Here is a 25,791-nt window from a genome sequence, read left to right as displayed (position 1 = left end):
AATGACCATCAACATCAAGGACATCGCCGAGAAGGACCGCAACTCTGTCCTGCATCCGTTCACGCAGCTGAAGGACTTTGCCAGCGGTAAGCTTGGTGAGCCGACCATCGTTGAGACGGGGAACGGGATCCGAATCCAGGACGCCCACGGCAATCAGCTGATCGATGGCTTTGCCGGCCTTTACTGCGTCAATGTGGGCTATGGCCGCACCGAGGTGGCCGAGGCAATCTCGCGCCAAGCCTACCGGCTTGCCTATTACCACTCCTATGCCGCTCACACGACCGATGAATTGGCAATCCTGTCTGACCGTCTGGTGAAGATGGCCCCTGGCAAGATGAGCAAGGTGTTCTATGGCATGTCTGGTTCGGACGCCAACGAGACCCAGGCCAAACTCGTCTGGTACTACAACAATCTGCGCGGCAAGCCCACAAAGAAAAAGATCATCTCGCGCGACCGCGGCTACCACGGCTGCAGCGTCGTCTCCGGTTCGATGACCGGTATGAGCTTCTACCACGACCACATGGACCTTCCCCTGCCGCAGATCACCCATACCGGCGTGCCGCATCATTACTGGGGCGCCAAACCTGGCGAAACCGAGCGCGAATTCTCCACGCGCCGGGCTGTTGAGCTCGACCAGCTCATCGCACAGCTTGGGCCTGACAATGTCGGCGGTTTCATTGCTGAACCCGTGCTTGGTACCGGCGGTATCACGCCACCCCCGGAAGGTTATTGGGAGGCCATCCAGCCGGTGCTCAAGAAGCATGACGTGCTGCTGATCGCCGACGAAGTCATCACCGGTTTCGGACGCACCGGTTCCATGTTCGGCTCGCAGCATTATGGCATCGAGCCGGACCTGATCACGGTTGCCAAGGGCCTGACGTCTGCCTACTTCCCGCTCTCGGCCGCGATCGTCGGCGAGAAGGTCTACCAGGTGCTGGAAGACGGAGCCGACAGGGTCGGCGCCTTCTCGCACGGCTATACCTATTCCGGCCATCCGATCGGCGCAGCTGCCGCCAATGCGGTTCTCGACATTGTCGAGAAGGAAGATCTGCCGGGGAACGCGCGCGACGTTGGTGGCTATTTCCAGGCACAGCTGAAGGAGAAGTTCGCTCAGCTGCCGATCGTCGGCGAGGTGCGTGGTGTTGGCCTTATGGGTGCCATCGAGTTCGTCGGTGACCGCGAGAACAAGACCCGTTTTGATCCGTCGCTGAAGGTGGGGGCGCGTGTCTCCAAGGCAGCCCGCGACCGCGGCCTAATCGCCCGCGCCATGCCGCATGGCGACATCCTCGGCTTCGCACCGCCACTGGTCACCACCAAGGAAGAGATCGACGAGATCGTCTCGATTGCAGAGAAGGCCGTGCGCTCGGTCATGGACGAGCTGATGCGCGACGGCCAGAAGATCTGACCGTTCGCGACTTGCGCATTTCGGGCCGTCGCGGAACAGCCAGTCGCAATCAGATTGTCGCCGCCGACCACATTAAGTGGGCAAAGGGGGAGGGATGAGACCTGACCCTGCTCGAAGACCATACCCGCCGCTCATGCCGGCGCTTCATCAGAGAAAGGGAATGGTCTATGACCGCTGCCAAACTTCATATCAAAGCGGGCCTGCCGCCCATATCTGTTTACAGCCCGTTTGACGGCACTCTGATCGGATCGATCGACACAACGGAGGCATCCGACGTCGACGAACTCATCGCTTGTGCCCGTCGCGGGGCCGAACTCTCGCGCAACCTGCCGCGGCACAAGCGGGCAAGCATCCTCGAAGGTGCTGCACAACTTATCGAGCGCCGCTGCGATGCCTTTGCCGAGACCATTGTGCGCGAAGCCGGAAAGACGATCGTCCAGGCCCGCAAGGAAGTCAGTCGCTGCGTCAATACGCTAAAACTCTCCGCCGAGGAAGCAAAGCGCAATGCAGGTGAGATCATTCCCTTCGATGCATTTGCCGGATCAGAACAGCGCCAGGGTTGGTTCACGCGGGAACCGCTCGGTATCATCACCGCTATCACGCCCTATAACGATCCGCTGAACCTGGTCGCGCACAAGCTCGGTCCGGCGATCGCAGGCGGCAACGCAGTGCTACTGAAGCCGTCGAATTTGACGCCGTTCTCCGCCGTCAATCTCGTCGATGCCCTTTTGGAAGCTGGTCTGCCGCGCGATGTCATCACCATTGCGCACGGTGACAGGGAACTCGTCACTGCCTTGATCACATCCCGCGATGTCCGCATGGTGTCGTTTACCGGTGGATTTGCTACCGGCGAAGCCATCAGCCGCGCGGCGGGGCTGAAGAAGCTGGCAATGGAATTGGGCGGCAACGCCCCCGTCATTGTGATGAATGACTGCAACTTTGATAAAGCGGTCGAGGGCTGCGTCTCCGGCGCGTTCTGGGCGGCTGGCCAAAACTGCATTGGCGCCCAGCGCATACTGGTACAGGCAGCTCTTTATGAGCGGTTCCGCGATGCCTTCGTCGCTGGGTCCAAAAAGCTCAAGGCTGGCGATCCGTTGCGCGACGACACCGATGTCGGCCCGATGATCTCGGCGCAATCGGCCGAGCGGACCGAAGCTGCTGTCAATGACGCGATTGCCGCTGGATCGACGCTGCTCTGCGGTCATCGTCGCGAAGGCTCCCTTTACCATCCGACGGTTCTCGAAGGCACGCCGCGAACTTGCGGGCTATGGAGTGAGGAAGTGTTCGCGCCTGTTGTCATGCTGGCTCCGTTCGAGACCATAGACGAAGCCATCGAGATGGCCAATGACCCCGAATACAGCCTGCATGCCGGCATCTTCACCACCGATCTCAACGTCGCGCTCGATGCGGCAAACAGGATTGAGGCAGGCGGTGTGATGATCAACGATAGCTCCGACTACCGCTTCGATGCCATGCCCTTCGGCGGCTTCAAATACGGCAGCATGGGCCGCGAGGGCGTCCGCTTCGCCTTCGAGGACATGACCCAGCCAAAGGTCGTTTGTATTAATCGGGGATGAAATATTGGCGCTGGAACCGGTGCTGAGTCTACCGCGACCCTGGGCTCAACAAGAAACGCACCCGACCAATCAAGGCAACAATGTCTAACTGCGCTTGTGTCGAACACGATCCCCTTGGCCAGGTGAGCCTGCCAATAGATCGCTGTTATGGAGCTCAGACGGCAAGAGAGCTCGCAAACTTGTGAAAAAAGCAAAGGAGCAATTCTCAATGCAATTGACTGGCAGAGTAGATGACTCCCTCGGTCGTGGTGGTATCCGATTCGACAACGGTCGCCATCATAAGGCAAAGATTGGCTTTGTTCTTTTGGCGATGGAGCAGACTATCGAAGAAGACATGTTCAAGCTTGCACCGGATGGGGTCGGGGTCCATTTCCAAAGAGCTCCCATGGCCAACAAGGTGGATGTCGGTACCCTTGCCGCGATGGCGTCTGGGATCGGCGATGCGGCGGCCCTCATCGTTCCTGAGGTTCAACTCGATGTGATTTGTTACGGATGCACGTCTGGAAGCGTTGTAATCGGCGAAGACAAGGTATTTACCGAACTTAATCGCGGGGCCCCAGGCGCCAAGCCGACTTCGATCATCTCTGGCGTGATGCGTGCTCTTAACGCGGTGAATGCGAAGAAGATCACTATTGCAACTCCCTACCTTGACCCGGTCAACGAGATCGAGCGGGTATATATGCAGGAGCGCGGCTTCGATATCCTGAACATCCAAGGACTCAACATTGAAAACGATGAGGACATGGTGCGGATTACCCCTGACTATATCTTTGAGTTCGCGAAACAAATTGATCGATCTGATTCCGACGCGATTTTCATTAGCTGTAGCGCACTGCGTTCGATTGATATCATTCAGGCTCTCGAGGCCGAGACCGGCAAGCCGGTGATTACAAGCAATCAGGCAATGATGTGGGATTGTTTGCGATTGGCTGGGGTCAACGACCGGAGCGACGAGTATGGCAGACTTTTCCGAGAGAGCTGATGGCTAAAGCCGGAATAGCATTAAAACGGGACGTGCCGCCGTCCGCATCCCCCCGGCAGTTGAAATCCGTCTGGCGAACATCACCTCGACCCAGCCCGATCCAGCGTCGCCTGATTCAGCTCCTGACCTGCGCATGGCAATACCCTATGTCTCGCAGGGGCACTCGGCCGCCGTTGACACTCTTCCAACGGCAGCCGCTTTTTCCCTGAGCGTTCAGGCAGCGCTAGGTTCAACCAAATCTTCTTTCCCGTCCGCCTCCCAAGGCAAGGTGGTTGTCGTCGGACCAGTTTCGGCGGCAGCCACGTCTCACCACATCGCAATACGTTTTGCGAACACGTAAAGGCAACCGAAGCGGAGAAAGATCAAAAACGTGAACAGGCTGTCGCGATCTTCGATCTCTTGGACAACAATAGCTTTGCACTCGTTGGTGACGACGGTGGACCCTATCAGCTGTGCCTGTCTGGGGTCGGAACAAGATGATGGCGAATTCGTACGCTAAGGGCGAACGGAGCGAGAACTTATGCGATCCGCCGTGGCCCAGGTGCAGGCGCAGCGATCGAAATCCTTTCTGCATCTGATGTTCCGCATCCCAGGTGTGGGTGCCGGTAAAGTTGATATGCCAACTCAGCGGCGAAATGTGCTTCAACAGAGTATCAGGAATTTCTCGCCCCGCTCGTTTCAGCTGCGTGACCGCACGATCAAGATAGACCATACTCCAGTGCACGATCGCACTGACGACGAGCTTGAGACCCGAGGCGCGGAACGCATGGCTCTCGAACGACCGATCGCGGATCTCGCCTCGCTCGTAGAAGAATAACAGCGCACTTCAGCTTATGGGCGGCCTCACCTTTGTTGAGACCGGCTTGGCATCTCCGCTGTAGTGCCGGGCTTGAGTACCATTCGATCATGAAGAGCGAACGCTCAATCCGACCGAGTTCGCGGAGCGCCCTCGCGAGATGGCTTTGCTTCGGAGACGCGGACAGCTTCTTGAGGATCGTAGATGGCACCACGGACCGCGTCGTGATCGATGCCGCGATGGAGAAGATCGTCCAATGATCGAGAATCAGGGTGGTGTTGATCTGCGCCCCGTTGTGGTTCGACAGTGCCGGATATGCATCACCTTCTCGAACGTGTGAAATTTCCGATTTATGCGCAATCGCGGTGCAACGCGCTTTCCGATCGGGGCAAACAGTCCGAAGACCTGATCGCTCGCGCAGCCCGTATTGGTAAAGTGCTCTTGGATGTCGAGGAGCGTGTCCTGTTCCAATAGCCCGTCGAGCACATAGGCCGCTTCGCTTTCGGTCGGACTGATGGGAAAAATGTGAAATAGCCGTACTGATCTGACAGATGGCTGTAAAATTTTGATCCAGGTTCGCTGCCGTAATGCAAATTGATGTCGCCGCGCTTTGCAGCTCGATCGCTCACTCGGAAGAATTGGCCACCTGACGAAGATGTCGTGCCGCTGCCCCAAAGGCGGGGATGCGGATGGCGGGTGTGCGCATCGGCAATAGATGCTTGCGACGATGCGTCTCGGATCGGGCGTGGAAGGTGTGCATCCAGCCGATCTGTTGAGCGCTAATCTCCTTGGATGCGCCCGCCATTCGCTTCGGCCGAGACTGGTCGATCCCCAAGTACGCCCGCGAGCATGGCAGAGACATTTCGCGGGACGTCACCGGTGCGAACATGGTGGATAAATCTGCAAAGCCGGTCCATTCTTGCACTTCTCCTCAGAAGGTCTGGAACTTCCACCAGCGGATACATGTCGCTGATCTCGGCATTCATTTCCTCGGCGGCCACAGGGACGTCGCCCCCGATTGGTGTGACAGTCAACGTTCCGGCCTCAACGGCGACCCTTTAAGCGTTGATGGGCCTTACATCCCGCTCGATATTGAACAGCGCGTCGATCAGTTTGACGGCCTCCAGTGCCATGGGTGAGATCGGCGCGCCGTTGATACATGCTGATTTGGGATCATCCGTGCCCCATCGTGGTGCTGGTGGGGGAATTTCTAATCCTTAGGTTCGAAATGGTGTGATCGTCCAATTCACCAGGTCGACGGCTTGCTGAAGTAGGGTCGCCGTCTGATCACGGCTAGGCGAAGCGGCGATGACATGTCCGATCAAATCTCGGTAATCGCCTTTCCTGATTATCGGCGTGTTAGGATGAACATATATCTTGACCTCGGCGACGCCCGGTATAGCGGCTGCACGACTAGCGCCCTCGATTCCCTCGAGCATGCCGTTGCGATCGGGAACCAGGAACCGCGCGGATGCCGTGCGCGAATGCCGTGCGCGTAGATCGCATTCTTCGCCAATGACAAGCTTGATATGCTCGTCGACCAGATCGATGCCATAAGCCAGCTGAATCAACTCAGGATCGGGCGTTCCAGCTAGCCGCGGATTTACTTCAATGACGACAGGACCACGCTTGGTCCACCGGAATTCAATGTTCGCTGGCCCCCAGCCAAGGCCGAGAGCACGCAAGCTGCTGAGCGAAGCATCTGCTATTTTTGCATTCTCATCATCGCTAAGCGGGGCCGGAAAACTGTACTCACGATAGATGAAATGCGGTAAGGGGCCGAAGTCGCCGTTGCCTATCCCTACGAGACGACCTCCCATCATATCAGCGGTGAAGTATTGGCCTTGTGCAAATTCTTCAACCAGTATCCGTGGCGGAGACTGCCCTATGTTTCCTTCGCTCAAGAGGTGCCGTGCATGTTCGGCTACCTCGTCGATAGTGCGGCACATCTGTACACCGCTGCTGCCGCTGCCGACAACAGGCTTTATCACCACCGGCAGCCCGATTTCTGCGGCAGCGCTTTCTACCTCCGCCGCATTCGTCGCGACGCGAAAGTCAGGTATGGGAACGCCGGCTTGCGAGAGAAGTTGACGCTGAACAAACTTGTCGTGACATTGCCTAATGGACGCGGGGTCTGGCCCCGGTAGACCGAAATGGCGGCAGAGCTTGCCAACTGTCACATAGACCGATTCATCGAGACCCGAAAACCCAGTGAGCCCAGCAATATCATGGATTAGTTTGAGCCGTGAATAGACGCTCTTCATCGCATCGAGGTCATTTGTATCGACCTTGATGGCTTCAATGCCTTCAGCAGCTAAATAGTCGTACTGAGTGGGATCACTACACATCGTGATTGGATTAAGGCCCCGATGCTGAGCTGCTCTCACGTATAGCGGACCGATGCTCCTATGGCCTTCGATTAAAATAAGCGCTTTTGGCGCCATGGGCGTTGACCTCTTTTTGTTTGTCTAATGTTGTGTCTGAGCCTGCCTAGCATAAGCGGCGCCAGTCTCGAAACCTACTGCACTGGGTAGTTTGGCGTTTCAGCTTGCGGCCCCACAGCACATCAAGGCGGCCCCGGCAAAGGCGAAACGATTTATGATTTGTTTAGCAGCACCATCAGCTACCCGACCAGGGAGTAGCCCGGTTATACGAGCGCCTGTATGTAGCGTTTCGAAGCTGGCTTGGGTGGTGAGATCTGGCCGAAGCTCGTCACGCAATTGGGATTGCGAGGCTGCAATTTAAATCCGTGTAATTGGAGAGCACCGTGTTCGTACGTAATTTACAAGATGTCGAACTGACCGACCGCTTCGTTGAATGGGGCAATGGAACTAGTCACCGCCTGCTGACGGAAAGCGATGGAATGGGCTTCACCGTATGTCACACGATCGTACGGGCCAACACCGTTTCTCTGCTTCACTACCGAAACCATTTGGAGGCCTGCTATTGTATTGGTGGGGAGGGTGAAATCGAGGATATGGACGGTCATGTTTTTCGGATTGGCAAAGGCGACATCTATGTGTTGGACAAGCACGACAAACATTATTTGCGGGGAGGGCGGGATGAGGACCTAGTTCTCGTGAGCATTTTTAATCCACCGCTAAAGGGGACCGAACGGCATGTTCTCACTGACGGAGCGAGTTCGACCTATTGAAGACAAACCCAACCAGATGTTAGTGGTGAACCCTCCATCGTGGTAGCTTTTGGAGAACTCAAACTCATCTATTTGTCCGCAGCGTCAAAACGCAATCGTGCACTCAAGCAAATTGATGGGGCGGCAGTGGACCGCAAGGAAATGTCAATACCAACCGAATTCGGAGAACTGATGTTGGTTGGGTGCCGCAAGGAGGGTAGTCTAACCTGCGTTCAAGCGGCACGACATCTCCGAGTTCTCGCGGTCATTCGAGCTGCTGATTCAACTCTCTGCGATTATCTTACTGCGGGAAGCCTAGTGACCACCCAAGTCAATACAAGCAATCTTAATGCGCTGAGGCACGATTATCTCTGGCTGCTAACGACCGACGATATCGTCGGCATTCTTTGTTTCTCGGGTGAGACTACACTGAGTTCTGCCGCCATTTTGCTCTGCGGGCGCCGAATTGGGGCTCTGATCATCAAAACCCCGTTAGAACCACTCAAACTGATTTCCTTGCCCAAGCACTCAAGCCTGCATACGCCGAAGTGAATGAGATGGAGGTAAAAAGCGTCGCTAGGGAGGTTGGCACGACGGTGGTTGTTAAGCCAATCGTGCCCGATGTCGCTGCCATCATTACGGCAATCACGGGGGTGACTGCCTTTGCTGCCGCCCAAGGACTTACCTATCCTCTGATTTCACTGGTCATGGAGCGGCGAGGAGTGCCGCCGACTATCTCCGGGCTGAACTCTGGAGCTTATGCCATGGGTCTTGCCGTGTCGACTTTCACCGTTGGCCGCCTCACACAAGTTCTACGCGGTGATTACCTCATCGTTCTTAGCCTTATTGGCTGTGCATGCTGCCTTGCATTGTTCGCTTCCTTCGATCCACTGTGGCTCTGGTTCGTTGCTCGCTTCGCGCTCGGCTTCTTTGCCAGCATCATCTTCGTTCTCAGTGAAACGTGGCTGAACACTGCTTGTCCTAACCGTCTGCGGGGACGGGTTTCCGGCATATACGGCATGGGACTCTGCGGCGGATTTGCTGCTGGCCCGCTGGCGATCACATTCTTCGGCACCAATGACGGCCTCGCGTTCGCATCGTTATCGGGATATGTCATTCTCGTTGCCTTTGTCACCTTTCTTCTGGGCCGTTACGCCCGCACCCAGCCTCACCGAGGGGCAACAGGAGAGGTTTTGAAATTCTTAGGCAAGGCGCCTCTTCTGATTATCATGGTTAGCACCTTCGCCTTCGCTGACGTTGCCGCGATATCCACGATGCCGATTTATTTCGTTCGTATTGGTCATTCCGCGACCTTCGCCGCCGCCAGCGTCACAGCACTCGCATTACCAACGGCAATTGTTCAGCCGGCGATTGGTTGGCTGCTCGATCGGACGTCGCGTATTGCCGTAGCGATCTGTTCCAGCTTCGTCGCCGGCGCAAGTTATCTGGCGATCCCCTTTATGCCTTCGGAACTTGGAATTCTTTCTGCATTTGGGGTGATGGGGGCTGCGAACTTTGCGCTGTATACTTGCGCGTTGACAATGTTAGGCGACCGGTTCTCCGGTGGCTCCCTTGTTGCTGGCAGTGCGGCTTTCACGCTTGCTTATGCCACTGGCTGCGCGGCTGGCTCGTCAATTACGGCTAGCGCGATGGAGTTGATCGCGCCGGTGGCCGGCCCTATTGCCGCAGGTATCATTTTGCTTACTTTCACCTGCGTCACGATCGTGGACGCATTTGTGCGGCGCAACAACGAAACCTGATCGCCGGACGAGTAGTGGGTATTACGAAGCGTCGCTCCCGACCGCGACTCCCCTATTGCATCGGCGGTGTTTCGATGAAGTCCAGGGCGAGCCGGAGGCAACCAATTGCTATGGGGCTCCCGTGGACTGCATAACGCCCAAGATCTATGTCACGGTCGTTGCAGACTGCAAACCTATGCGAGTGGAGCTAATATTAGGCCAAACAGCCGATGCTCCGTCGAAGATGGTGCTGTCTGATCTGCGGCCAGGATCCACGCCGCTTGCCGACAAGGTTCACGACACCAATGCGATATTTGGACTTCCCCAACAGCTGGGGGGCTTGGGCGAACATCCACCAAGATCAATAGCGATCGGCGCTTCAGTCGCTGCGTTTACTGGCAAGGAGAAGTGTGAAGCGATTCTTCAATCCCAAGCACGGCTTGGCCACGCGCTATGGCCGATGTGCTGACAGTTATCTTGGAGCCTAGCTTGTTACGGTTCTGGCGCTTCAATTTCAGAGTCCAGTCCTAAAGCAGATCCTGCGATCGATGAATCGATTGTCAGTTTGGGTGGCGCGGCGAAGCTGATTTAAGATTCGCAGCTATGACACGAGCACTGAGCCCTGATTTTCGCTTACGCGTTTGAAAGCGTCTGACGGTTGGGCGTGTCTGCACGGCAGGCTGCCGCCAGATTCAGGTTAGAATTTCCACTGCAATCCGATGGGCAGCAAGGGCCAGCAACGGTGAACCGTCAACACCTGCTCAACATCTGCCGGGAAGACATTGCCGTTCATTGCTCGTCGTGACGAAGGGGCGGTCATGCTGTGAGACGCGACGCATCTCAATGAAACGTTTCTGACCACCCTTCAGAGCGCGGGAGAGGTCGTGGTAAGTGATAAGCTGCCTATACAAAACAGCCTAGGTGCGCGATTCCATCGCTTTGATGCCATGCTTGATGCCGGAGAATTAAGCCAACCACTACAAAAGCCGCAGCTCTCGTTTTCAGTCGGTCTCGGCAACATCCTAATGAGCATTTGACTGGCTTCCCGGCGGGCTGACTGATCCAACACATTGCCGGTTGCCAAAGACCATGCGCCGAACGGGTGAACTCTACAAGATATCCATCGTCCCGTCCCTCAGGCCGCCTATCCATGATCTCTCCATCAAGCCTCCACGAGAACTCAACTTAATAAGTGCACATAGGCGCCAACAAGGAGGCGCCAATGATGACTCACCTAGGCTCGTGCCGCCCAACTGTGGAACGCTCCGCGACGAGAGTGTGGAGAAAAGGTCGATTACTGCTCGCCGCGTGCCTTCATGTGTCACGAAATTCGCGCTACCAAAGATGAGGTTTTCATGTCTGACATCAAAGCAAATACCTGTCCGTCACATATAAGTGGTCTTAAAAAGCCACTCGGAGTGGTAGGGGGAATGGGGAGCCTAGCAACAGCCAAATTTCTTCAGGCTTTGGCTCAAAAAAGTGGCGCGGGCGCAGACCAAGACCACGTGCCATTTATTGCTTTGTCGCTTCCAAACATTTCTGACCGGTCACAGGCAATATCGAATGGCTGTAACGCGCCTTTACACCAAATCCTGGAACGCGCGAAATGGCTCGAGCGAGCTGGATGCGGAGCTATAGCCATCCCTTGCAATACGGCACATTTCTGGTCCTCCAATATTGCCGATGCTCTGAGCATAAAGCTCATCAGTATGATCGATGCTACCTGTGACCTTATACGTCGGCAAAACGGCAGAGATTTAGATAAACTGCGAACGATTGTCCTAGGGACGAGAGCGACTATACAACAAAACCTATATGCGAATTCGATGGTAGACTGGGGCGACGCCGCTCCAGAAGTAGAATTGCTGCAACAACTTTCGGAGGGCGTAATCGAAGACGTTAAAAGCGGAAACTTATCTCGAGCTGCGTTCAACATGGCGTCAGTTATAGCGCGAGCGCGACAGCTCAAACCCGACGCAGTTATACTCGGTTGCAGTGAACTATCCGTCATTTGCCCGGATAGCGACAAAGTATCTGGCGTTATAGATCCGGTCGATATCCTTGTTGACGCGTGCGTCTCATGGTTTCGAAATGACGATACTTCAATATGAGCGCAGGACAGACAATGCCAAAAGTCGTACTTGGAAATATTGGCTCAAACTCAATGGCACCGTCAGTTCAGATGCTTTCGGACCAGTTTCTGCAAGCGAACGCTGCAGCCGCAAAAAGAATGATTTGGCTTGCGAACGACGGAGATGTCTTCATCACACCGACGCCGGTATCAAAGGATTTTTTGAACTACGTGAAACAGTTGAAAGGTGGGGGTAACATCGTTTCCCTCTCGACCTCCCCTGTTTGCAGTAAGCGGCCCTTCCCAATCTCGGAGCAGGATTTTGCGGCCACTAGCGACTTCTCAAAATCGCTTAGTCTCAGACGTCTAGATTCTCCAGTTTCCGAGCTTGAGCCATACATCCCCGACGAAGTTGCTGTTTTGATCGCAAAGTCTCTTGGCGATCTTCCGATCTCGTTTTCAGGCCAAAGGGTTGGAGTGAGTTCCGCAGCCACTCGCATTCTGAATGACAAGGCAAAATTCCGCGAGTTTGCATCCAAGTTAGGCGTACCGATTGCGCGTGGCTACACCTGCACGAATACGCAGGAAGTGGTCGATGGTGTGCGTGCGGCGCTGTCAGTTTCCGATCAGATCATTCTGAAGATGGCTCGCCACTCTGGCGGTGATGGCAATATTGTCTTCACCAAGCGCCCCAATGACTCATTTCAGGGTGCGACGCGGACGGTCTTTGTTCTCCACAGCGATGGCGAATCTATTCGCACCGCAATCAGTGACGTCGGACTGACCGCGTCGGTGGAAGAGCCGGTAATCGTCGAGGTATACTCTGAAAACGAAAATTCGATCGGCGTACATTTTGACATCCGCAAGGACGAGATTGACCTCGTGGGCGTCGCCACGATCCTCTTCAACCCGGGATATGGAGGAGCGTATTGGGGCGAATCGCTTCTAACAAACTTGCCGACCGAAGTCGTAGATTGGTGTCAACACCTTGCTAATTATGCCCAACTGGCCGGGTATCGCGGCCCACTCAGTGTGGATGTCGTCAAAGCCAAGGGCAGCGGATTTTTTGCGTGCGAAGTGAACGGTAGACACGGCGGCTTTTCATCGGTCAGGGCCGTTTCGGCTTCGCTAAAGCTAGAGGGCGCAATAAGAAACGGATCCCGTGTTGTGCTGTCGCGAAATGGCGTCACCATAGGACTTCAGTTTCCCCAGCTTCTGGAGTTACTGGAAAAAAAGGGACTTCATTACAATTCAGCCAATAGCTGTGGCGTAGTAGTCGCTGTGGAGGGTCATGAAGAGAGCGGTCCGTTCGATTTCGTGATCTTCGAAAGAGACGTTGACCAAGCTATTCGGCTAGAGGCCGAGATACTTCAACTGCGGGTACGTTAATGTTTCTCGCAAGGCATACCGAGGTTAGCTTTCATGTACAACAAAATTGAAAATTTGGATCCAGAGGTCAAAAATTTAGTAGCTCTTGAACAGCACCGGCAGCAGTCTCAGCTTAGCCTGATCGCTTCTGAAAATTATTCCTCTCCCGCAGTGAGGGCCTTTGAAGGTAGTATATTTGCGGACAAAAACGCTGAGGGTTACCCAGGGAAGAGATGCGTGGCAGGCTGTGAAATTGCTGACCAGCTAGAGAATCTAGCAATCGAGCGCGCGAAGGCGGCCTTCGGCTGCGAACACGCGAACGTTCAGGTCATGAGCGCTACAATTGCTAATGTTGCTATTTTGAGCGGACTATTCAAGCCGAATGATCAGCTTATGTCAATGCGGCTTCAGCACGGTGGCCATTTGAGCCATGGTGCCCCTTTTCACGCGAGCGGTAGAAGTTTCCGATGGTCTTTCTATGGGGTTTCAAAAGTTGACCAGCAGCTTGATTATGATGAGGTGCGAGCGATTGCACGCAAGGATCGCCCTGCTGCAATTATCTGCGGTGGCTCTTCTTATCCGCGACTGGTTGACTATGAAAAAATGCATGGAATCGCTCAAGAAATCGGCGCGCTCCTTTGGGTAGATCTCGCGCACACAGCGGGCCTTGTGGCGGGACATGCCGTTCCGTCTCCGTTTCCTTATGCTGACATCGTAACGACGTCCACGCACAAAACGCTCCGAGGGCCACGTGGTGGTGGGCTCATCTTATGTAACGGACCACTAGCTGAAAAAGTAGACAGAGCAGTGTTCCCCGGTTTCCAAGGGGCCCCGAAAATGGACCTGATTGCAGCAAGGGCTGCACTACTGGCAGAGGTGCAGCAACCGCGTTTCCGAGAGTATGCCCGCGCTGTATTGACGAACGCGAAGGCCCTGGAACGTGGCCTACAATACGCAGGCGCCGAACTTGTTTCCGGAGGCACTTCGTCTCACTTACTTCTTATTGACCTGTTGAAATATGATACGACTGGTGCGGAGATCGAGAAGGTGTTGTTGCTGTCCGGGCTGGCAACAAACAAGAACCCAATTCCCTTTGATAGATTTCCACCCTCTAAGGCAGGCGGCCTAAGAATTGGTAGTGCCGCACTAACGACACGCGGATTTGATGTGGCCCAATTTTTCACCCTTGGGACGCTAATAGGAAAGATCGTCGCGTCCGGCGACAAGTACAAATCACGTCAAACATTGACTGCTTTCGTCAGGGACAACGTGGAAGGCCTTCCGCTATTCAACCAAAAATGGGCTTCTTAGTGACAGGGGAACTGCATACCGCCTCATCAGGGTCTAGAGCACGGTGGCTGTGCAGATGGCGGTGAACGCTTGGGGTCAGGAGTCGGGCCTTGGGTTCCTCAGTGCCGACTTGATGGCGATCATGGCGCTTCTTCCACCCGACGATCGTTCGGTAGCATGTCGGCGGACAGGCTACCGCTCGGTTGCGGATGGGATTTCGACCGCGATCCCTGGGTCGCAAGGGCCAGCAATGGTGAACCAACATCATCGTCACGCTAAGTGAAGAGTGGACCTCCTCTATTGCCTCACCGACCATTGTTACCTAGCGCCGCGATCTCCGCTATGCCCGTCCCACCAGTCTCCACACGGCAATCGGTGGGTAAGGATTCTTGATCCAACCGCTTTCGATGATCGTCAGTCCGACTATTCCGTGCGCCAGGCTTTGCCAATGGCCGCACCATTGATATTCCGGTCTCTGAAGCGGGCTGGATCGTAGGTCGGCGTCAACCCTTGCCGCCGCGCCATAGAGCACACCCTCACGCCAAGCTCGCAACTCTGCGCAATGACCCGCGCCTTGTGATCGTCGCTCCATTCGCGACGACGGCACTCCTCGTGAACATCCTTGAACTTAAGCGCAAGTCTGAAACCGACATATGTCCAGGCCCTCGTTCGAGATCGAACATCAATGATTCCGCGACGATCCGAAAAGTGGGATCAGGTCAGCGCTCTGTTGTCCTCTGTCAATGTATGGCCACGAGAAATCGCTCCAAAGGATGCCCAGCCACGATGATCGCGTATGGGTGGAGGTGGAACTCACGGACGTCGGAGATCAGGCTCTGATGCGCGTTGGATACCCATTCCCCATAATGTGTCTGGGCTGTCCTATCATCCTACGGGCGTCGGTCACTACGGGCACAAAGCGGCTGACCGACGATCACCTGCCGTTGTCCCACCTCCGCCTGATCTGAACCCTTCAAACTGGACCGTTTTTGGTTAGAGTTTTCCGGTGCATTTTCCAAGCTGGGAAAGGAACGGAAGACGATGAAAGCATCGCAGTTTTCGGACGCACAGAAGGCGTTCATTTTGAAGCAGGGTGATGAAGGAGTGTCGGTGGCGGAGATCTGCCGCAAGGCGGGAATTAGCCAGGCGACCTATTTCAACTGGAAGAAAAAATACGCGGGCATGCTGCCGCCGGAGATGAAGAAGCTGAAGCAGCTCGAGGACGAGAATGCGCGGTTGAAGAAGATCGTCGCGGACCTGACGCTGGACCGCGAGATGTTGCAGGACGTCATCCGGCGAAAGCTCTAAGGCCTGCTCGGAAACGCGAGATGGTGAAAGGCATGTGCCGGGATTGGATGATCTCGATCCGGCGTGCCTGTGGGGCACTGAACTTCGATCGGTCGACCCACCATTACACCTCTCGCTGTGCCGATCAGGCCGGTCTGGAACGTCGAATTCGTGAGATCTGCGAGAGCCGTGTGCGCTATGGTTATCGTCGTGTACATGTACTCCTGGAACGCGAGGGTTGGGGGACCAACATCAAGCGAACCTATCGCATTTACAGGGACTTGGGCCTGCAACTGCGCAACAAGACGCCGAAGCGACGGGTCAAAGCCAAGCTGCGGGAAGATCGGCAAATGGCCGTTGGACCGAATGATGTCTGGGCGATGGACTTCGTGCACGACCAACTCGCGACCGGCAAGAAGCTGCGGGTGCTCACGGTGGTCGATACCTTCTCGCGCTATGTGCCGGTGCTTGATCCACGTCACAGCTATCGAGGTGAAGATGTCGTGCAAACCTTGGAACGGGTATGCCGGAAAGTTGGCTATCCGAAGACGATCCGTGTCGATCAGGGGACTGAGTTCGTGTCTCGCGATCTTGACCTTTGGGCCTATGCCAAAGGCGTCACCTTGGACTTCTCACGCCCCGGCAAACCGACCGACAATGCGTTCATTGAAGCGTTCAATGGCCGCTTCCGCGCCGAATGTCTGAACCAGCACTGGTTCCTGACCCTTGCGGATGCCCGCGAAAAGATGGAGGATTGGCGTAGAGAGTATAATGAGTTTCGGCCACATGGTGCGATCGGCAATAAGCTGCCGATCTCGCTGATGAAATCAGGAGGCGCAACCAGCCCGCCTCCCTGAATGAAGCCGGAAAACTCTAGCCTCAGCTGGTCCAGAGTTTGGGGGCGGTTCACTTTCCGCTGGAGCGAACTCAAAGCTGGATGAAACTTGGGGGCAAGGTCACACGCGAAATCTCTGAGTGTCGGCGGGGCTCCTTGCAGGTGCAACAGCACGCCCAAATTCGATGGATGCCGGTACGTACAGGCACTCTCAACAAGCATTGTGTCGAACTCGTCCATTGCCAGCCTTCGTTGTTGCGCCTCGTCTTACGGTCTCTCCCGGGGATCGCTCGCCAGGGACGGGACCGAGATAACCCATCAATTGTCGGGGGCTTTCAAATCGGGTCGCGTCACCGACTTCCGTGGCGAAGGTGACAGCGACAATCAGATCGACCCCGCGCAGCATTTGCAGGGCTCGAACAACCTGGTAAAGAAACAGTTCGGGACGAACTCCTCAATCACTTTCTCCAGTCGCTCGACACACTCCTTCGAGATGCGCACTGCCTTGACCATTTCTCGCATATCTGATGTGCCGGATGATCAAACCACTGCTCCTGCAACCAGTGCAGATACCGCATCGTCCAACTTTTCGTGCGAGGATAGGTGCGCCCGTGCTTGATCATGAAGGCATTTACCTGTTGCCGATGAACCCGCAACGTCTCGATCGCGGCAGAACGGGCGCGAACGAGATCTCGCATAGCTTCTTGACCCTCGTGGGTAACCCAGACCGCCGTGAGCTCGCCGGCCTCAATAGCCGGGCGGCGCAAGCGCGTCTCGACAGTTCGTCTTGACGCGGTCACCAGGCTTTCTCGGGATTATCTGCCACGGCTCGTCCTCCTGTCGCGAGGACCGGCTCAGCCTATCCAAGCAACCCTCGAAAGATCAGTGTAGGGCGAGCCACCTCAGCCACGAAGAAGGACACACGATGCACACGTCTTCCGCCGATAAAGACGGCCACTGCTTGATCCTCTTTTCATAGGAACCGGGTCTTTTCGGCCAGAACTTAGTCCGCCGATAAGATCGGCGACGCGTCGGGCTAAACCGTTGCCGTCAGTGAACGGTCAGATCAATCGCATTGTCTCCCTGCTCAATGTTTGCTCTCCTCCACAGAAACTCCATGCGGCCTCCACCGAATCTGCACCCGTACGCGCGAAAGAGACCTCGCTGACGAGACTCTGATGCCGACTCGATACCTCAAGCTGGTTTGTATCATCGTCTGGTCAGCTTCAGACCAATACTGAAGGGATAGCCAAAGAAGATGAAAGCACATGCCGATTGCCCAAGGCTAACTCAGCGCGAAAAACTATGTCTTTTCTGGGCCGCGCAGGGAAAATCGTCTTTCTGCATTGCAGCTATACTTAAAATCTCGGAACATACAGTCAATTTTCACATAAAAAACGCTATGCGAAAACTGAATGTTGGCAACAGAATCGTTGCGGTACAGAAAGCAGCGAGACTTGGACTGGTCGACTTCGAGCCGCAGTGAGTTTGGCACAACCTTGCGTAAACACTCCTTGAGTGCCGGCAAATCACTCGAATTCTAAACGAAAGCGCGCGCCTGAAGCTGATCTACTGGGACGACAGGGCTCTGGTCATGACCTACGAGCGGCTGGAGGAACACACCTTCACCTGGCGGGGCATCAAAGATCGCCTGATGCCATCGATTAGATGCGGCATGATGCTTCGGGCGGTAAATTGCAACGGCGAAGTATGGCCCCGTTTGATAGACTTCGAGCATGTTGGAGGCCGCCGATCTTCCCGACGACATAGCTGCCCTGAAGCCGATGCTGATCGCGGCACAAGCCAGCAAGGCTCGTGTAGTGACACCATAATCCATCGATCGGCAAGGACAACTCCGCATAACTATGGTCGCTGCATGTTGCGGAGTCGACGGGTCTGGTCACCACCATCATCCGCGCATACAATTGGATGGAAAGATCTTTATCGTTCACCAGGTGGAAAGGTGGTTCGGCTACCTATACCGCTCTGCGACTTCATTCACCATCGCGCCTAGCCGAAGGCTCTCCGGATCGATCTGAGCTTTGACTTCGTCTGGCCACCGCCGGTGGATCTCACGTCCACACTTTCTGGTCGTGAGAACCTCTAATGTCTCTTGGAGAAACTCCCTTTGCTGGTCCATGGCCGATCATCGATCAGGCAGGCCGACATAGGGCGGGGGTAGGACATCGGTTGCATTTAAGTTCTCAAAACGCCGCTGCAACTGGCCCACAGCAGCCCGGTCAAACGGGGTGCGCCCACAATCGATCTAGTATACTGCCACCACGAACTGCCTTGCCTGACACACTCGAACGTCTGCGTGATGGTGGCGGACATCTTGGCCTTTTGCCGTTTAAAGCGGCGATCATTGCCCTGAGAAAAGTCTGCCCCTCTTGTCGTGGCTCCAGCCACCATAACCAACATGATAGTCGAGCTTCCCATAGCCGCGCCATCGACACCAATTTTCCTGCGCACGAATTTCAGCGTGCATCGCATTCTCAGCCTAACCTTATGAGTGACGCCGGGTTTGTTAGGCAGCTGTGGGATCGCACACCGCTGCAAAAAGTTCCATCAGAGCACGATCATGTCGACGTCAGCCGTCGCATCTAGCCCCACCGTAAGACGCTGTGACCGGGTAGGCGCCACCCCGACGGGCCGATCCTCCCGCTCGCCCGCCACATTGGTGAATAGCCGCACTAAACATGTACAACGAAAGTGCCGTTACCCCCAAACGTGAGTAGGGCGCGCGGGCGGCGACTACTTGCTATAACCGCGGCGCCAACTCATCCAGTGAGCGAGCAAGGAGATAAGCGATCGTGTCCACATACAGCAACTCGAATTCGCTATCTGCGTTCGAAAACCTCGAATCGAACGTCAGGTCATATTCGCGATCTTTCCCGGTTGTATTCAGAGAGGCTTCGGGAGCCTTTCTCAAAGACGAAAATGGTACTGAATTCGTCGATTTTCTCTCGGGCGCCGGCGTTCTCAACTATGGCCATAACGATCCCGATTTATTGGCCCATGCAATTCAATATCTGAATTCAAATTGCATTATCCACGGGCTAGATATGGCAACGTCCGCCAAAAGAGAGTTTATGGAGCTATTCGATGGGATCATACTGCGTCCACGCGGCCTGAGCTATAAGTTTCAATTTCCCGGTCCTACCGGCGCCAATGCGGTGGAAGCCGCTCTAAAGCTCGCGCGCAAGGCCACCGGGCGTCATAACATTATTTCATTTACCAATGGCTTTCACGGGGTCAGTTTGGGAGCACTTGCGGTGACCGGCAACCGCTATTATCGCGATGTTACGGGCTCGCCACCAACGGGTGCGACTTTCATGCCTTATGATGGCTATTTCGGCGCAGATGCTGACACGTCTCAATACTTGGACAAAGTGTTGTCTGATGCAAGTAGCGGGGTTGATCTACCAGCAGCCATCATCTTGGAAACCGTTCAAGGCGAGGGAGGTATCAATGTCGCGAGCCAGAACTGGCTGCGAAACGTCGAACGCATTTGCAAAAAAAACGGCATTCTGCTCATCGTTGATGACATACAGGCAGGGTGCGGCCGAACGGGCAATTTCTTCAGCTTTGAGTTTGCCGGTGTCTCGCCCGACATTATCGTTCTATCGAAGTCGCTGAGTGGTGTTGGGCTGCCACTGTCCCTCTTGCTGCTCAACCCTGAACTGGACATCTGGGAGCCCGGCGAGCACAACGGGACGTTCCGTGGCAACAACCTTTCACTTGTCACAGCGACGGGCGCTTTGAAGAAATTTTGGACGGACGGCAATCTGTCGACAGCTGTCGTGACGAAAGGTCGCATCATAAGCGAACGCCTTCGGCAGATTGCGGAAAGCACGGGAGATGAGAGCTTTGCGGTCCGCGGAAGAGGGCTGATGCTGGCCCTCGACTGCGCTCGGGGAGATGTTGCCGAAAAAGTCGTTCGGAAAGCCTTTGAATATGGACTCGTGGTGGAAAGATGCGGGGCGGAAGATCAAGTAATCAAGCTTCTTCCGCCACTGACTATTGATGAGGCGACGGCTCAACGCGGTTTGGACATTCTGCAGAGGTCCGTAAGGGAAGTCCGAGCATGATGGGTAAGCGGTGAAAGCTGCGCGACTAGTCCGAGAAACTTCTTTCTGACCAGTCGAATGAGCCCCTCGCATGACGGTAAGGTGAGCGAGCCTCTGCGATCTCACTACCCGCATCAATATTTCAAGGTCAAAAAATCCCTGATGATTAGCCCCCCCAAATTTCGAAAAGACGGAAATATAATGAAGCACCAGTTGTCAATCGGCTTTCCAGCTCCGTCGATCAAAATGCTCGCCTGGCTAAAGGGCGATCCGATGCCCGTCTTCCAGCCCGGCTGGATATATATCCTTGTATATCTTTCGAGAACCTGCGGATGCTGCGAGACGGCGCTGTCCGACCTCGAGACGCTGCAGGAGATGTACAGGGATATCGGGGTTGAGGTCATCGGAGTTGTAGCTAAGGAGCCGGCTCCAAGGGCCGACGAGGCCCGCTCGCTAGTTGAGACATGGCTAGCTGAGAAGCTTTCGAATTCAGACATTCGGATCGCCTACGATTACACAGGTGAAATGGATAAGCATTGGATGGACGCCAGCTTGTCTTTCTGGGTCCCGCAAGCCTTCCTTGTCGGCCGAAACGGAACCATCGCCTATATTGGCGACCCGCACTCACTCGAGTGTATTTTGCATCGCGTGATTGATGGCAGCTGGGACAGCAGCGCTGAAGCGAGAGAAGCCGAAAAGGAGCGACTCGCTGAATGCGAGGTTGATGAGTTGGAGAGAGAACTCGAGATCCAAATCGCCGCGGCGATAGAGGTTAGGGATTGGAAGAGGGCGCTCTCGGCAACTGAAGACGCACTTAAATCGATTCCGGACAACCCGACTTTTCGCGAAGCTCATGTCGAGTTGTTGATGAGAAAATTACACGATTTTGAGGCGGGCTGGATAGCATTGGGCCGATTTGCTCGCGATGCAATCGAAAGGAACTCTGCTGACTGGCTCCTGGCGGCAATGCGGCAACTCTTCTGTTCACCGTACGAGTACTCTTCTCTTCCTTTTGCGGAGCGATTTTCGATGGGCAAGGAGCTTTCCAATTGCATCCTCAGACTGTGTCCACAGCAAGATGCCCTCTCACGCGCTGTGTCCTACCAAACGATAGCCTCTTACTACCACGAGAACAGCGAGAAAAGTCGGGCAGTGGAGTTAGTCGAGCAGGCTTTGGCGTTAGTTCAAGGTGAGACTCTCTCCGATGACGTGAAGCAGGAATGGATTGCGGATTTGATGCGCGTCCTGGGGAAATACAAACACTGACAGCTTGTCCAAAGAGGACAGTGTAGCTGTCATACTGGCCTCCACCGCTTCACGAATGAAGCAACGCGCACATAGTGAGAAAAACGCTGGTCTTGCTTGACTTGGATCAAGACGCCCGCACCGTCTTCATGACAGTCAAAGCGCAAGCACCAGAACGCTGGCCGGAAGCGGCCGTCTGTGCACTGAGGACGACATCATGAATTACACAACGGAAACCATGGTGATCGCGGTCGCGGCGTTTCTAGCGCTGCTAGGAGCCGCATTCGCACATGATCATCTCTTTGCGGTCCATATGGGCATACTTTGCTTCTGCCTTGCCGCAGGCGCTGCTCTGCTGGTCAGGAACGTTGATTTTTCGCCGGCAGGCCAACGGCGGAAAGTCGATATATCAGGCTATTTCGACGAGGTGATACGGTATGGCCTGATCGCCACAGTATTCTGGGGCGTGGTCGGCTTCCTCGTTGGCGTGTTCATCGCGCTGCAACTGGCCTATCCCGACCTCAACATCGCCCCCTATCTCAATTTCGGAAGGCTGCGGCCCGTTCACACATCGGCGGTCATCTTCGCCTTCGGCGGCAATGCGCTCATCATGACGTCGTTCTACGTGGTGCAACGCACCTGTCGCACACGTCTTTTCGGCGGCAGCCTGGCCTGGTTCGTATTCTGGGGTTACCAGCTTTTCATCGTGATGGCTGCGACCGGATACGTTCTCGGAATCACCCAGGCCCGTGAATATGCCGAACCCGAGTGGTACGTCGACCTCTGGCTTACCATCGTCTGGGTCGCCTATCTCGCCGTGTATCTTGGAACGATCCTGAAGCGCAAAGAGCCGCACATCTACGTGGCAAACTGGTTCTATCTCAGCTTCATCGTCACCATCGCGATGCTGCACGTGGTTAACAACCTGGCGGTTCCCACCTCGTTCCTTGGCTCCAAGAGCTATTCTGTCTTCTCGGGCGTCCAGGACGCGCTGACCCAATGGTGGTACGGCCACAACGCCGTCGGCTTCTTTCTCACCGCCGGCTTCCTGGGCATGATGTACTACTTCGTGCCAAAGCAGGCCAACCGACCCGTCTATTCATACCGGCTCTCGATCATCCACTTCTGGGCGCTGATCTTCATGTACATCTGGGCCGGCCCGCATCATCTGCATTACACGGCATTGCCCGACTGGGCCCAGACGCTCGGCATGGTTTTCTCGATCATGCTCTGGATGCCCTCCTGGGGCGGCATGATCAACGGTCTCATGACCCTTTCGGGCGCCTGGGACAAGATCCGCACCGATCCGATCATCCGTATGATGATCGTCGCCATCGCCTTTTACGGGATGTCGACGTTTGAAGGCCCGATGATGTCGGTGAAAACCGTCAATTCGCTCAGTCACTATACCGAATGGACGATCGGCCACGTGCATTCCGGCGCGCTCGGCTGGGTGGGAATGATCACCTTCGGCGCGATCTATTATCTGACGCCGAAGCTATGGGGACGCGAGCGCCTCTACAGCCCGCGGATGGTCAACTGGCACTTCTGGCTCGCAACCCTCGGAATCGTCATCTACGCCGCCGTGCTTTGGGTTGCCGGCATCCAGCAGGGGCTGATGTGGCGCGAGTACAATTCCCAGGGCTTCCTCGTCTATTCCTTCGCGGAGACGGTCGCGGCCATGTTCCCCTACTACGTGCTGCGCGCGGTGGGCGGAACGCTTTACCTGGCGGGTGGTCTCGTCATGGCCTGGAACGTGTTCATGACGATCCGCGGCCGCGTGCGTGACGAAGCTGCGATCCCAACCACTTTCGTGCCCCAAGCACAGCCTGCCGAGTGAGGTGAGACATGGCATCGATACTTGATAAACATCAGATCCTCGAGAAGAACGCGACGCTTCTTCTCGTCGGCTCGCTGCTCGTCGTGAGCATTGGCGGCATCGTCGAAATCGCACCGCTGTTCTACCTGCAGAACACGATTGAAAAGGTGGAAGGCATGCGGCCGTATACGCCGCTCGAGCTGGCCGGACGAAACATCTACATCCGCGAAGGCTGCTACCTCTGCCACAGCCAGATGATCAGACCGTTCCGCGACGAGGTGGAACGCTACGGCCATTACTCGCTCGCGGCCGAGTCCATGTACGATCATCCTTTCCAATGGGGATCCAAACGAACCGGGCCGGATCTGGCCCGCGTCGGCGGACGCTATTCCAACGAATGGCATGTCCAGCATCTCGCCGATCCCCGGGCAGTGGTGCCGGAGTCGATCATGCCGAGTTACGCCTTCCTCAAAGAGCAGAGGGTGACGGTCAAGGACGTGGGAATGGACCTGAAGGCCAACGAGGATGTGGGCGTGCCTTATAACGACGACATGCTGGCGAACGCGGAGGCCGATATGAAGGCCCAAGCCGATCCGAACGCAGATACGACGGCGCTGCTTGCCCGCTATCCGAAGGCGAAGTCCGGCGATTTCGACGGCGATCCTGCTGCGCTGACCGAAATGGATGCCCTGGTGTCCTACCTGCAGATGCTCGGAACGTTGGTCGATTTCTCGACCTACAACGACGCGACCGGCTACCGATGAGGTGATCTATGGAAACCTACACTGCAATGAGACACTTCGCCGACATCTGGGGCCTTCTGGCAATGGCGGCATTCTTTGTCGGCGTCGTTGTGTTCACCCTTCGCCCAGGCAGCAAGCAAACGGCGAAAGAGGCCGCCGATATTCCCTTGAAGGATGATTGAGATGTCGGAAAAACATATCGATGAATTTAGCGGCGTCGAAACGACCGGACATGAATGGGACGGAATCCGCGAGCTCAACAATCCGATGCCCCGCTGGTGGGTGTGGACCTTCTATGCCACCATCGTCTGGGCTTTGGGCTATGCAATCGCGTATCCGGCGATCCCGATGATGACCGACGCCACGAAGGGCATGCTGGGCTTTTCCAGCCGCGCCGAGCTGCAGCAGAACCTGGATCAGGCCAAGGCATCGCAGACGACGCTTCATGATCTGATCGCCGCCAAGACGGTGCACGAGATCGATTCCGATTCTGCCCTTCGCGAATTTGCGGTCGCCGGCGGCGCATCTGCATTCAAGGTGAACTGCGCGACATGCCATGGCTCGGGAGCAAGCGGCGGCCCGGGATTTCCGAACCTCAACGACGACGATTGGCTGTGGGGCGGAGACCTGGATGCCATCGAGGCGACGATCGCGCATGGGATTCGCTTCGACGGGGATACGGACACTCATGCTTCCGAGATGCCGCCCTTTGCCGATGTTCTGGATCCCCTCCAGACAAGGCAGGTCGCGGCTTACGTCTGGGGACTGACCAATACACCGTCGGACCCCGGTCTCGCAGAGGCCGGAAAACAGGTCTTCGTCGATAACTGTGCCGCATGTCACGGCGACGACGCCAAAGGAAAAGCCGAAATGGGCGCGCCGGATCTCGCCGATGCGATCTGGCTGAAGGCACGCGGCGAGGATGCGATCATCCGTCAGGTGGCCGCTCCCAAGCATGGCGTCATGCCTGCCTGGGCAGGGCGTCTCGGCGATACGACGGTCAAGGAACTTACCATTTTCGTGCATTCGCTTGGCGGCGGGACGTGAGGGGAAAAGCCATGGCAGATCATGACCACAATCCGATCCTCGGCCTCTACGGCACATCACGCACCGCCATCCGATCGCGCATATCGGAACGCGCTAAGACGATGCCCCCATCACCCGAGCAGGACGTTCCGCCAAAGATCGCCAATTCGATCTTAGTTTGACCGGTGTCAAGGACCACAAGCAGACGGGCCGTTAGTCCTTAGCTCGTCGAGGATGTGCCAGCCGTGCCTCTCCTCGGCGGCTCCTGCAGGCCGCGCCCTTCTGTCCAGGGCGTGGCCTGTTCCTTTTAGGGAAGATCGCTTTCCGACGAGATTGCATCTGGGCATTTCTTGATCTGCATCAAGGAACGGATGCGCGGCAGATGGGACAAGGGCGGGTGAAATC

19 protein-coding genes and 4 pseudogenes are annotated in these 25,791 nt (G+C 55.8%); 19 read left to right on the top strand and 4 right to left on the bottom strand.

Annotation, left to right across the window (positions count from 1 at the left end; genetic code table 11):
* Position 1 precedes the first annotated feature (1 nt).
* From NE851_RS07135 to NE851_RS35295, 4 genes are all read left to right on the top strand, one after another.
* Complete coding sequence (locus NE851_RS07135) at positions 2–1,405, top strand: aspartate aminotransferase family protein (protein WP_254956797.1); 1,404 nt, start codon at positions 2–4, stop codon at positions 1,403–1,405.
* A 167-nt stretch (positions 1,406–1,572) separates the two neighbouring features.
* The gene (locus tag NE851_RS07130; protein WP_254956795.1) at positions 1,573–2,982 is read left to right on the top strand and encodes an aldehyde dehydrogenase family protein; all 1,410 of its coding nucleotides are present in this window, start codon (positions 1,573–1,575) and stop codon (positions 2,980–2,982) included.
* A 208-nt stretch (positions 2,983–3,190) separates the two neighbouring features.
* Positions 3,191–3,964, top strand: coding sequence for a maleate cis-trans isomerase family protein (locus tag NE851_RS07125; protein ID WP_254956793.1), 774 nt, complete (start codon positions 3,191–3,193; stop codon positions 3,962–3,964).
* A gap of 237 nt (positions 3,965–4,201) precedes the next feature.
* Positions 4,202–4,444: a UPF0262 family protein gene (locus NE851_RS35295; RefSeq protein ID WP_368411035.1), complete on the top strand. Its 243-nt coding sequence runs from the start codon at positions 4,202–4,204 to the stop codon at positions 4,442–4,444.
* Positions 4,445–4,622: 178 nt separating this feature from the next.
* Here NE851_RS35295 and NE851_RS35290 read toward each other — a convergent pair.
* Both NE851_RS35290 and NE851_RS35285 read right to left on the bottom strand, forming a co-directional pair.
* Positions 4,623–4,757, bottom strand: a pseudogene (locus NE851_RS35290) (Tn3 family transposase); the annotation flags it as partial.
* 85 nt (positions 4,758–4,842) lie between these two features.
* Positions 4,843–5,473: pseudogene (locus NE851_RS35285) on the bottom strand (Tn3 family transposase); the annotation flags it as partial.
* Between the two features lie 75 nt (positions 5,474–5,548).
* Here NE851_RS35285 and NE851_RS07115 point away from each other — a divergent pair.
* On the top strand, positions 5,549–5,899 hold the full coding sequence (locus NE851_RS07115; protein WP_254956791.1) for a hypothetical protein: 351 nt from the start codon (positions 5,549–5,551) through the stop codon (positions 5,897–5,899).
* A 78-nt stretch (positions 5,900–5,977) separates the two neighbouring features.
* Here the strand turns inward: NE851_RS07115 and NE851_RS07110 are convergent, their stop codons facing one another.
* Positions 5,978–7,204: an ATP-grasp domain-containing protein gene (locus NE851_RS07110; RefSeq protein ID WP_254956789.1), complete on the bottom strand. Its 1,227-nt coding sequence runs from the start codon at positions 7,202–7,204 to the stop codon at positions 5,978–5,980.
* 323 nt (positions 7,205–7,527) lie between these two features.
* Here NE851_RS07110 and NE851_RS07105 point away from each other — a divergent pair, with 323 nt between their 5' ends.
* From NE851_RS07105 to NE851_RS07080, 6 genes are all read left to right on the top strand, one after another.
* Positions 7,528–7,914, top strand: a complete 387-nt coding sequence (locus NE851_RS07105; protein WP_233942726.1) for an ectoine synthase — start codon at positions 7,528–7,530, stop codon at positions 7,912–7,914.
* Positions 7,915–8,450: 536 nt separating this feature from the next.
* A complete protein-coding gene (locus NE851_RS07100; protein WP_254956784.1) occupies positions 8,451–9,653 on the top strand; it encodes an MFS transporter in 1,203 nt (400 codons plus the stop codon).
* A gap of 1,334 nt (positions 9,654–10,987) precedes the next feature.
* Positions 10,988–11,743, top strand: coding sequence for an aspartate/glutamate racemase family protein (locus tag NE851_RS07095; protein ID WP_254956782.1), 756 nt, complete (start codon positions 10,988–10,990; stop codon positions 11,741–11,743).
* 14 nt (positions 11,744–11,757) lie between these two features.
* Complete coding sequence (locus NE851_RS07090) at positions 11,758–13,092, top strand: preATP grasp domain-containing protein (RefSeq protein WP_254956780.1); 1,335 nt, start codon at positions 11,758–11,760, stop codon at positions 13,090–13,092.
* Between the two features lie 33 nt (positions 13,093–13,125).
* On the top strand, positions 13,126–14,382 hold the full coding sequence (gene glyA / locus NE851_RS07085) for a serine hydroxymethyltransferase (protein WP_254956778.1): 1,257 nt from the start codon (positions 13,126–13,128) through the stop codon (positions 14,380–14,382).
* A 1,020-nt stretch (positions 14,383–15,402) separates the two neighbouring features.
* A protein-coding gene (locus NE851_RS07080) for an IS3 family transposase (RefSeq protein WP_254956776.1) occupies positions 15,403–16,505 on the top strand; the annotation gives its coding sequence in 2 pieces (ribosomal slippage) (positions 15,403–15,664 and positions 15,664–16,505; 1,104 coding nt in all).
* Positions 16,506–16,609: 104 nt separating this feature from the next.
* On the opposite strand, the pseudogene NE851_RS07075 reads toward NE851_RS07080, so the two are convergent.
* Positions 16,610–17,302: pseudogene (locus tag NE851_RS07075) on the bottom strand (transposase); the annotation flags it as partial.
* Between the two features lie 439 nt (positions 17,303–17,741).
* Here NE851_RS07075 and NE851_RS07070 point away from each other — a divergent pair.
* The 8 genes and pseudogenes from NE851_RS07070 to NE851_RS07035 all read left to right on the top strand — a co-directional run bounded on the left by NE851_RS07070 (position 17,742) and on the right by NE851_RS07035 (position 25,603).
* Positions 17,742–17,969: a helix-turn-helix domain-containing protein gene (locus tag NE851_RS07070; protein ID WP_254956774.1), complete on the top strand. Its 228-nt coding sequence runs from the start codon at positions 17,742–17,744 to the stop codon at positions 17,967–17,969.
* Positions 17,970–19,296: 1,327 nt separating this feature from the next.
* Entirely contained in the window at positions 19,297–20,574 is a 1,278-nt protein-coding gene (gene ectB, locus NE851_RS07065; protein ID WP_254956772.1) for a diaminobutyrate--2-oxoglutarate transaminase, read from the top strand.
* Positions 20,575–20,754: 180 nt separating this feature from the next.
* Positions 20,755–21,819, top strand: coding sequence for a redoxin family protein (locus NE851_RS07060; protein ID WP_254956770.1), 1,065 nt, complete (start codon positions 20,755–20,757; stop codon positions 21,817–21,819).
* Positions 21,820–22,015: 196 nt separating this feature from the next.
* Positions 22,016–23,638, top strand: a complete 1,623-nt coding sequence (ccoN, locus tag NE851_RS07055) for a cytochrome-c oxidase, cbb3-type subunit I (RefSeq protein WP_254956768.1) — start codon at positions 22,016–22,018, stop codon at positions 23,636–23,638.
* 8 nt (positions 23,639–23,646) lie between these two features.
* Positions 23,647–24,381 carry a cytochrome-c oxidase, cbb3-type subunit II gene (gene ccoO / locus NE851_RS07050; RefSeq protein ID WP_254956766.1) on the top strand — a complete coding sequence of 245 codons (735 nt, stop codon included), beginning with the start codon at positions 23,647–23,649 and terminating at the stop codon, positions 24,379–24,381.
* Between the two features lie 8 nt (positions 24,382–24,389).
* Positions 24,390–24,542: a CcoQ/FixQ family Cbb3-type cytochrome c oxidase assembly chaperone gene (locus tag NE851_RS07045; RefSeq protein WP_011649556.1), complete on the top strand. Its 153-nt coding sequence runs from the start codon at positions 24,390–24,392 to the stop codon at positions 24,540–24,542.
* Between the two features lies 1 nt (position 24,543).
* Positions 24,544–25,407: a cytochrome-c oxidase, cbb3-type subunit III gene (ccoP, locus tag NE851_RS07040; RefSeq protein WP_011649555.1), complete on the top strand. Its 864-nt coding sequence runs from the start codon at positions 24,544–24,546 to the stop codon at positions 25,405–25,407.
* An 11-nt stretch (positions 25,408–25,418) separates the two neighbouring features.
* Positions 25,419–25,603, top strand: a pseudogene (locus NE851_RS07035) (hypothetical protein).
* The last annotated feature ends 188 nt before the right edge of the window (positions 25,604–25,791 follow it).

The sequence above is a fragment of the Rhizobium anhuiense bv. trifolii genome (assembly GCF_024346605.1).
GTDB lineage: Bacteria > Pseudomonadota > Alphaproteobacteria > Rhizobiales > Rhizobiaceae > Rhizobium > Rhizobium anhuiense.
This window is presented reverse-complemented; position numbering and strand designations above follow the sequence as displayed.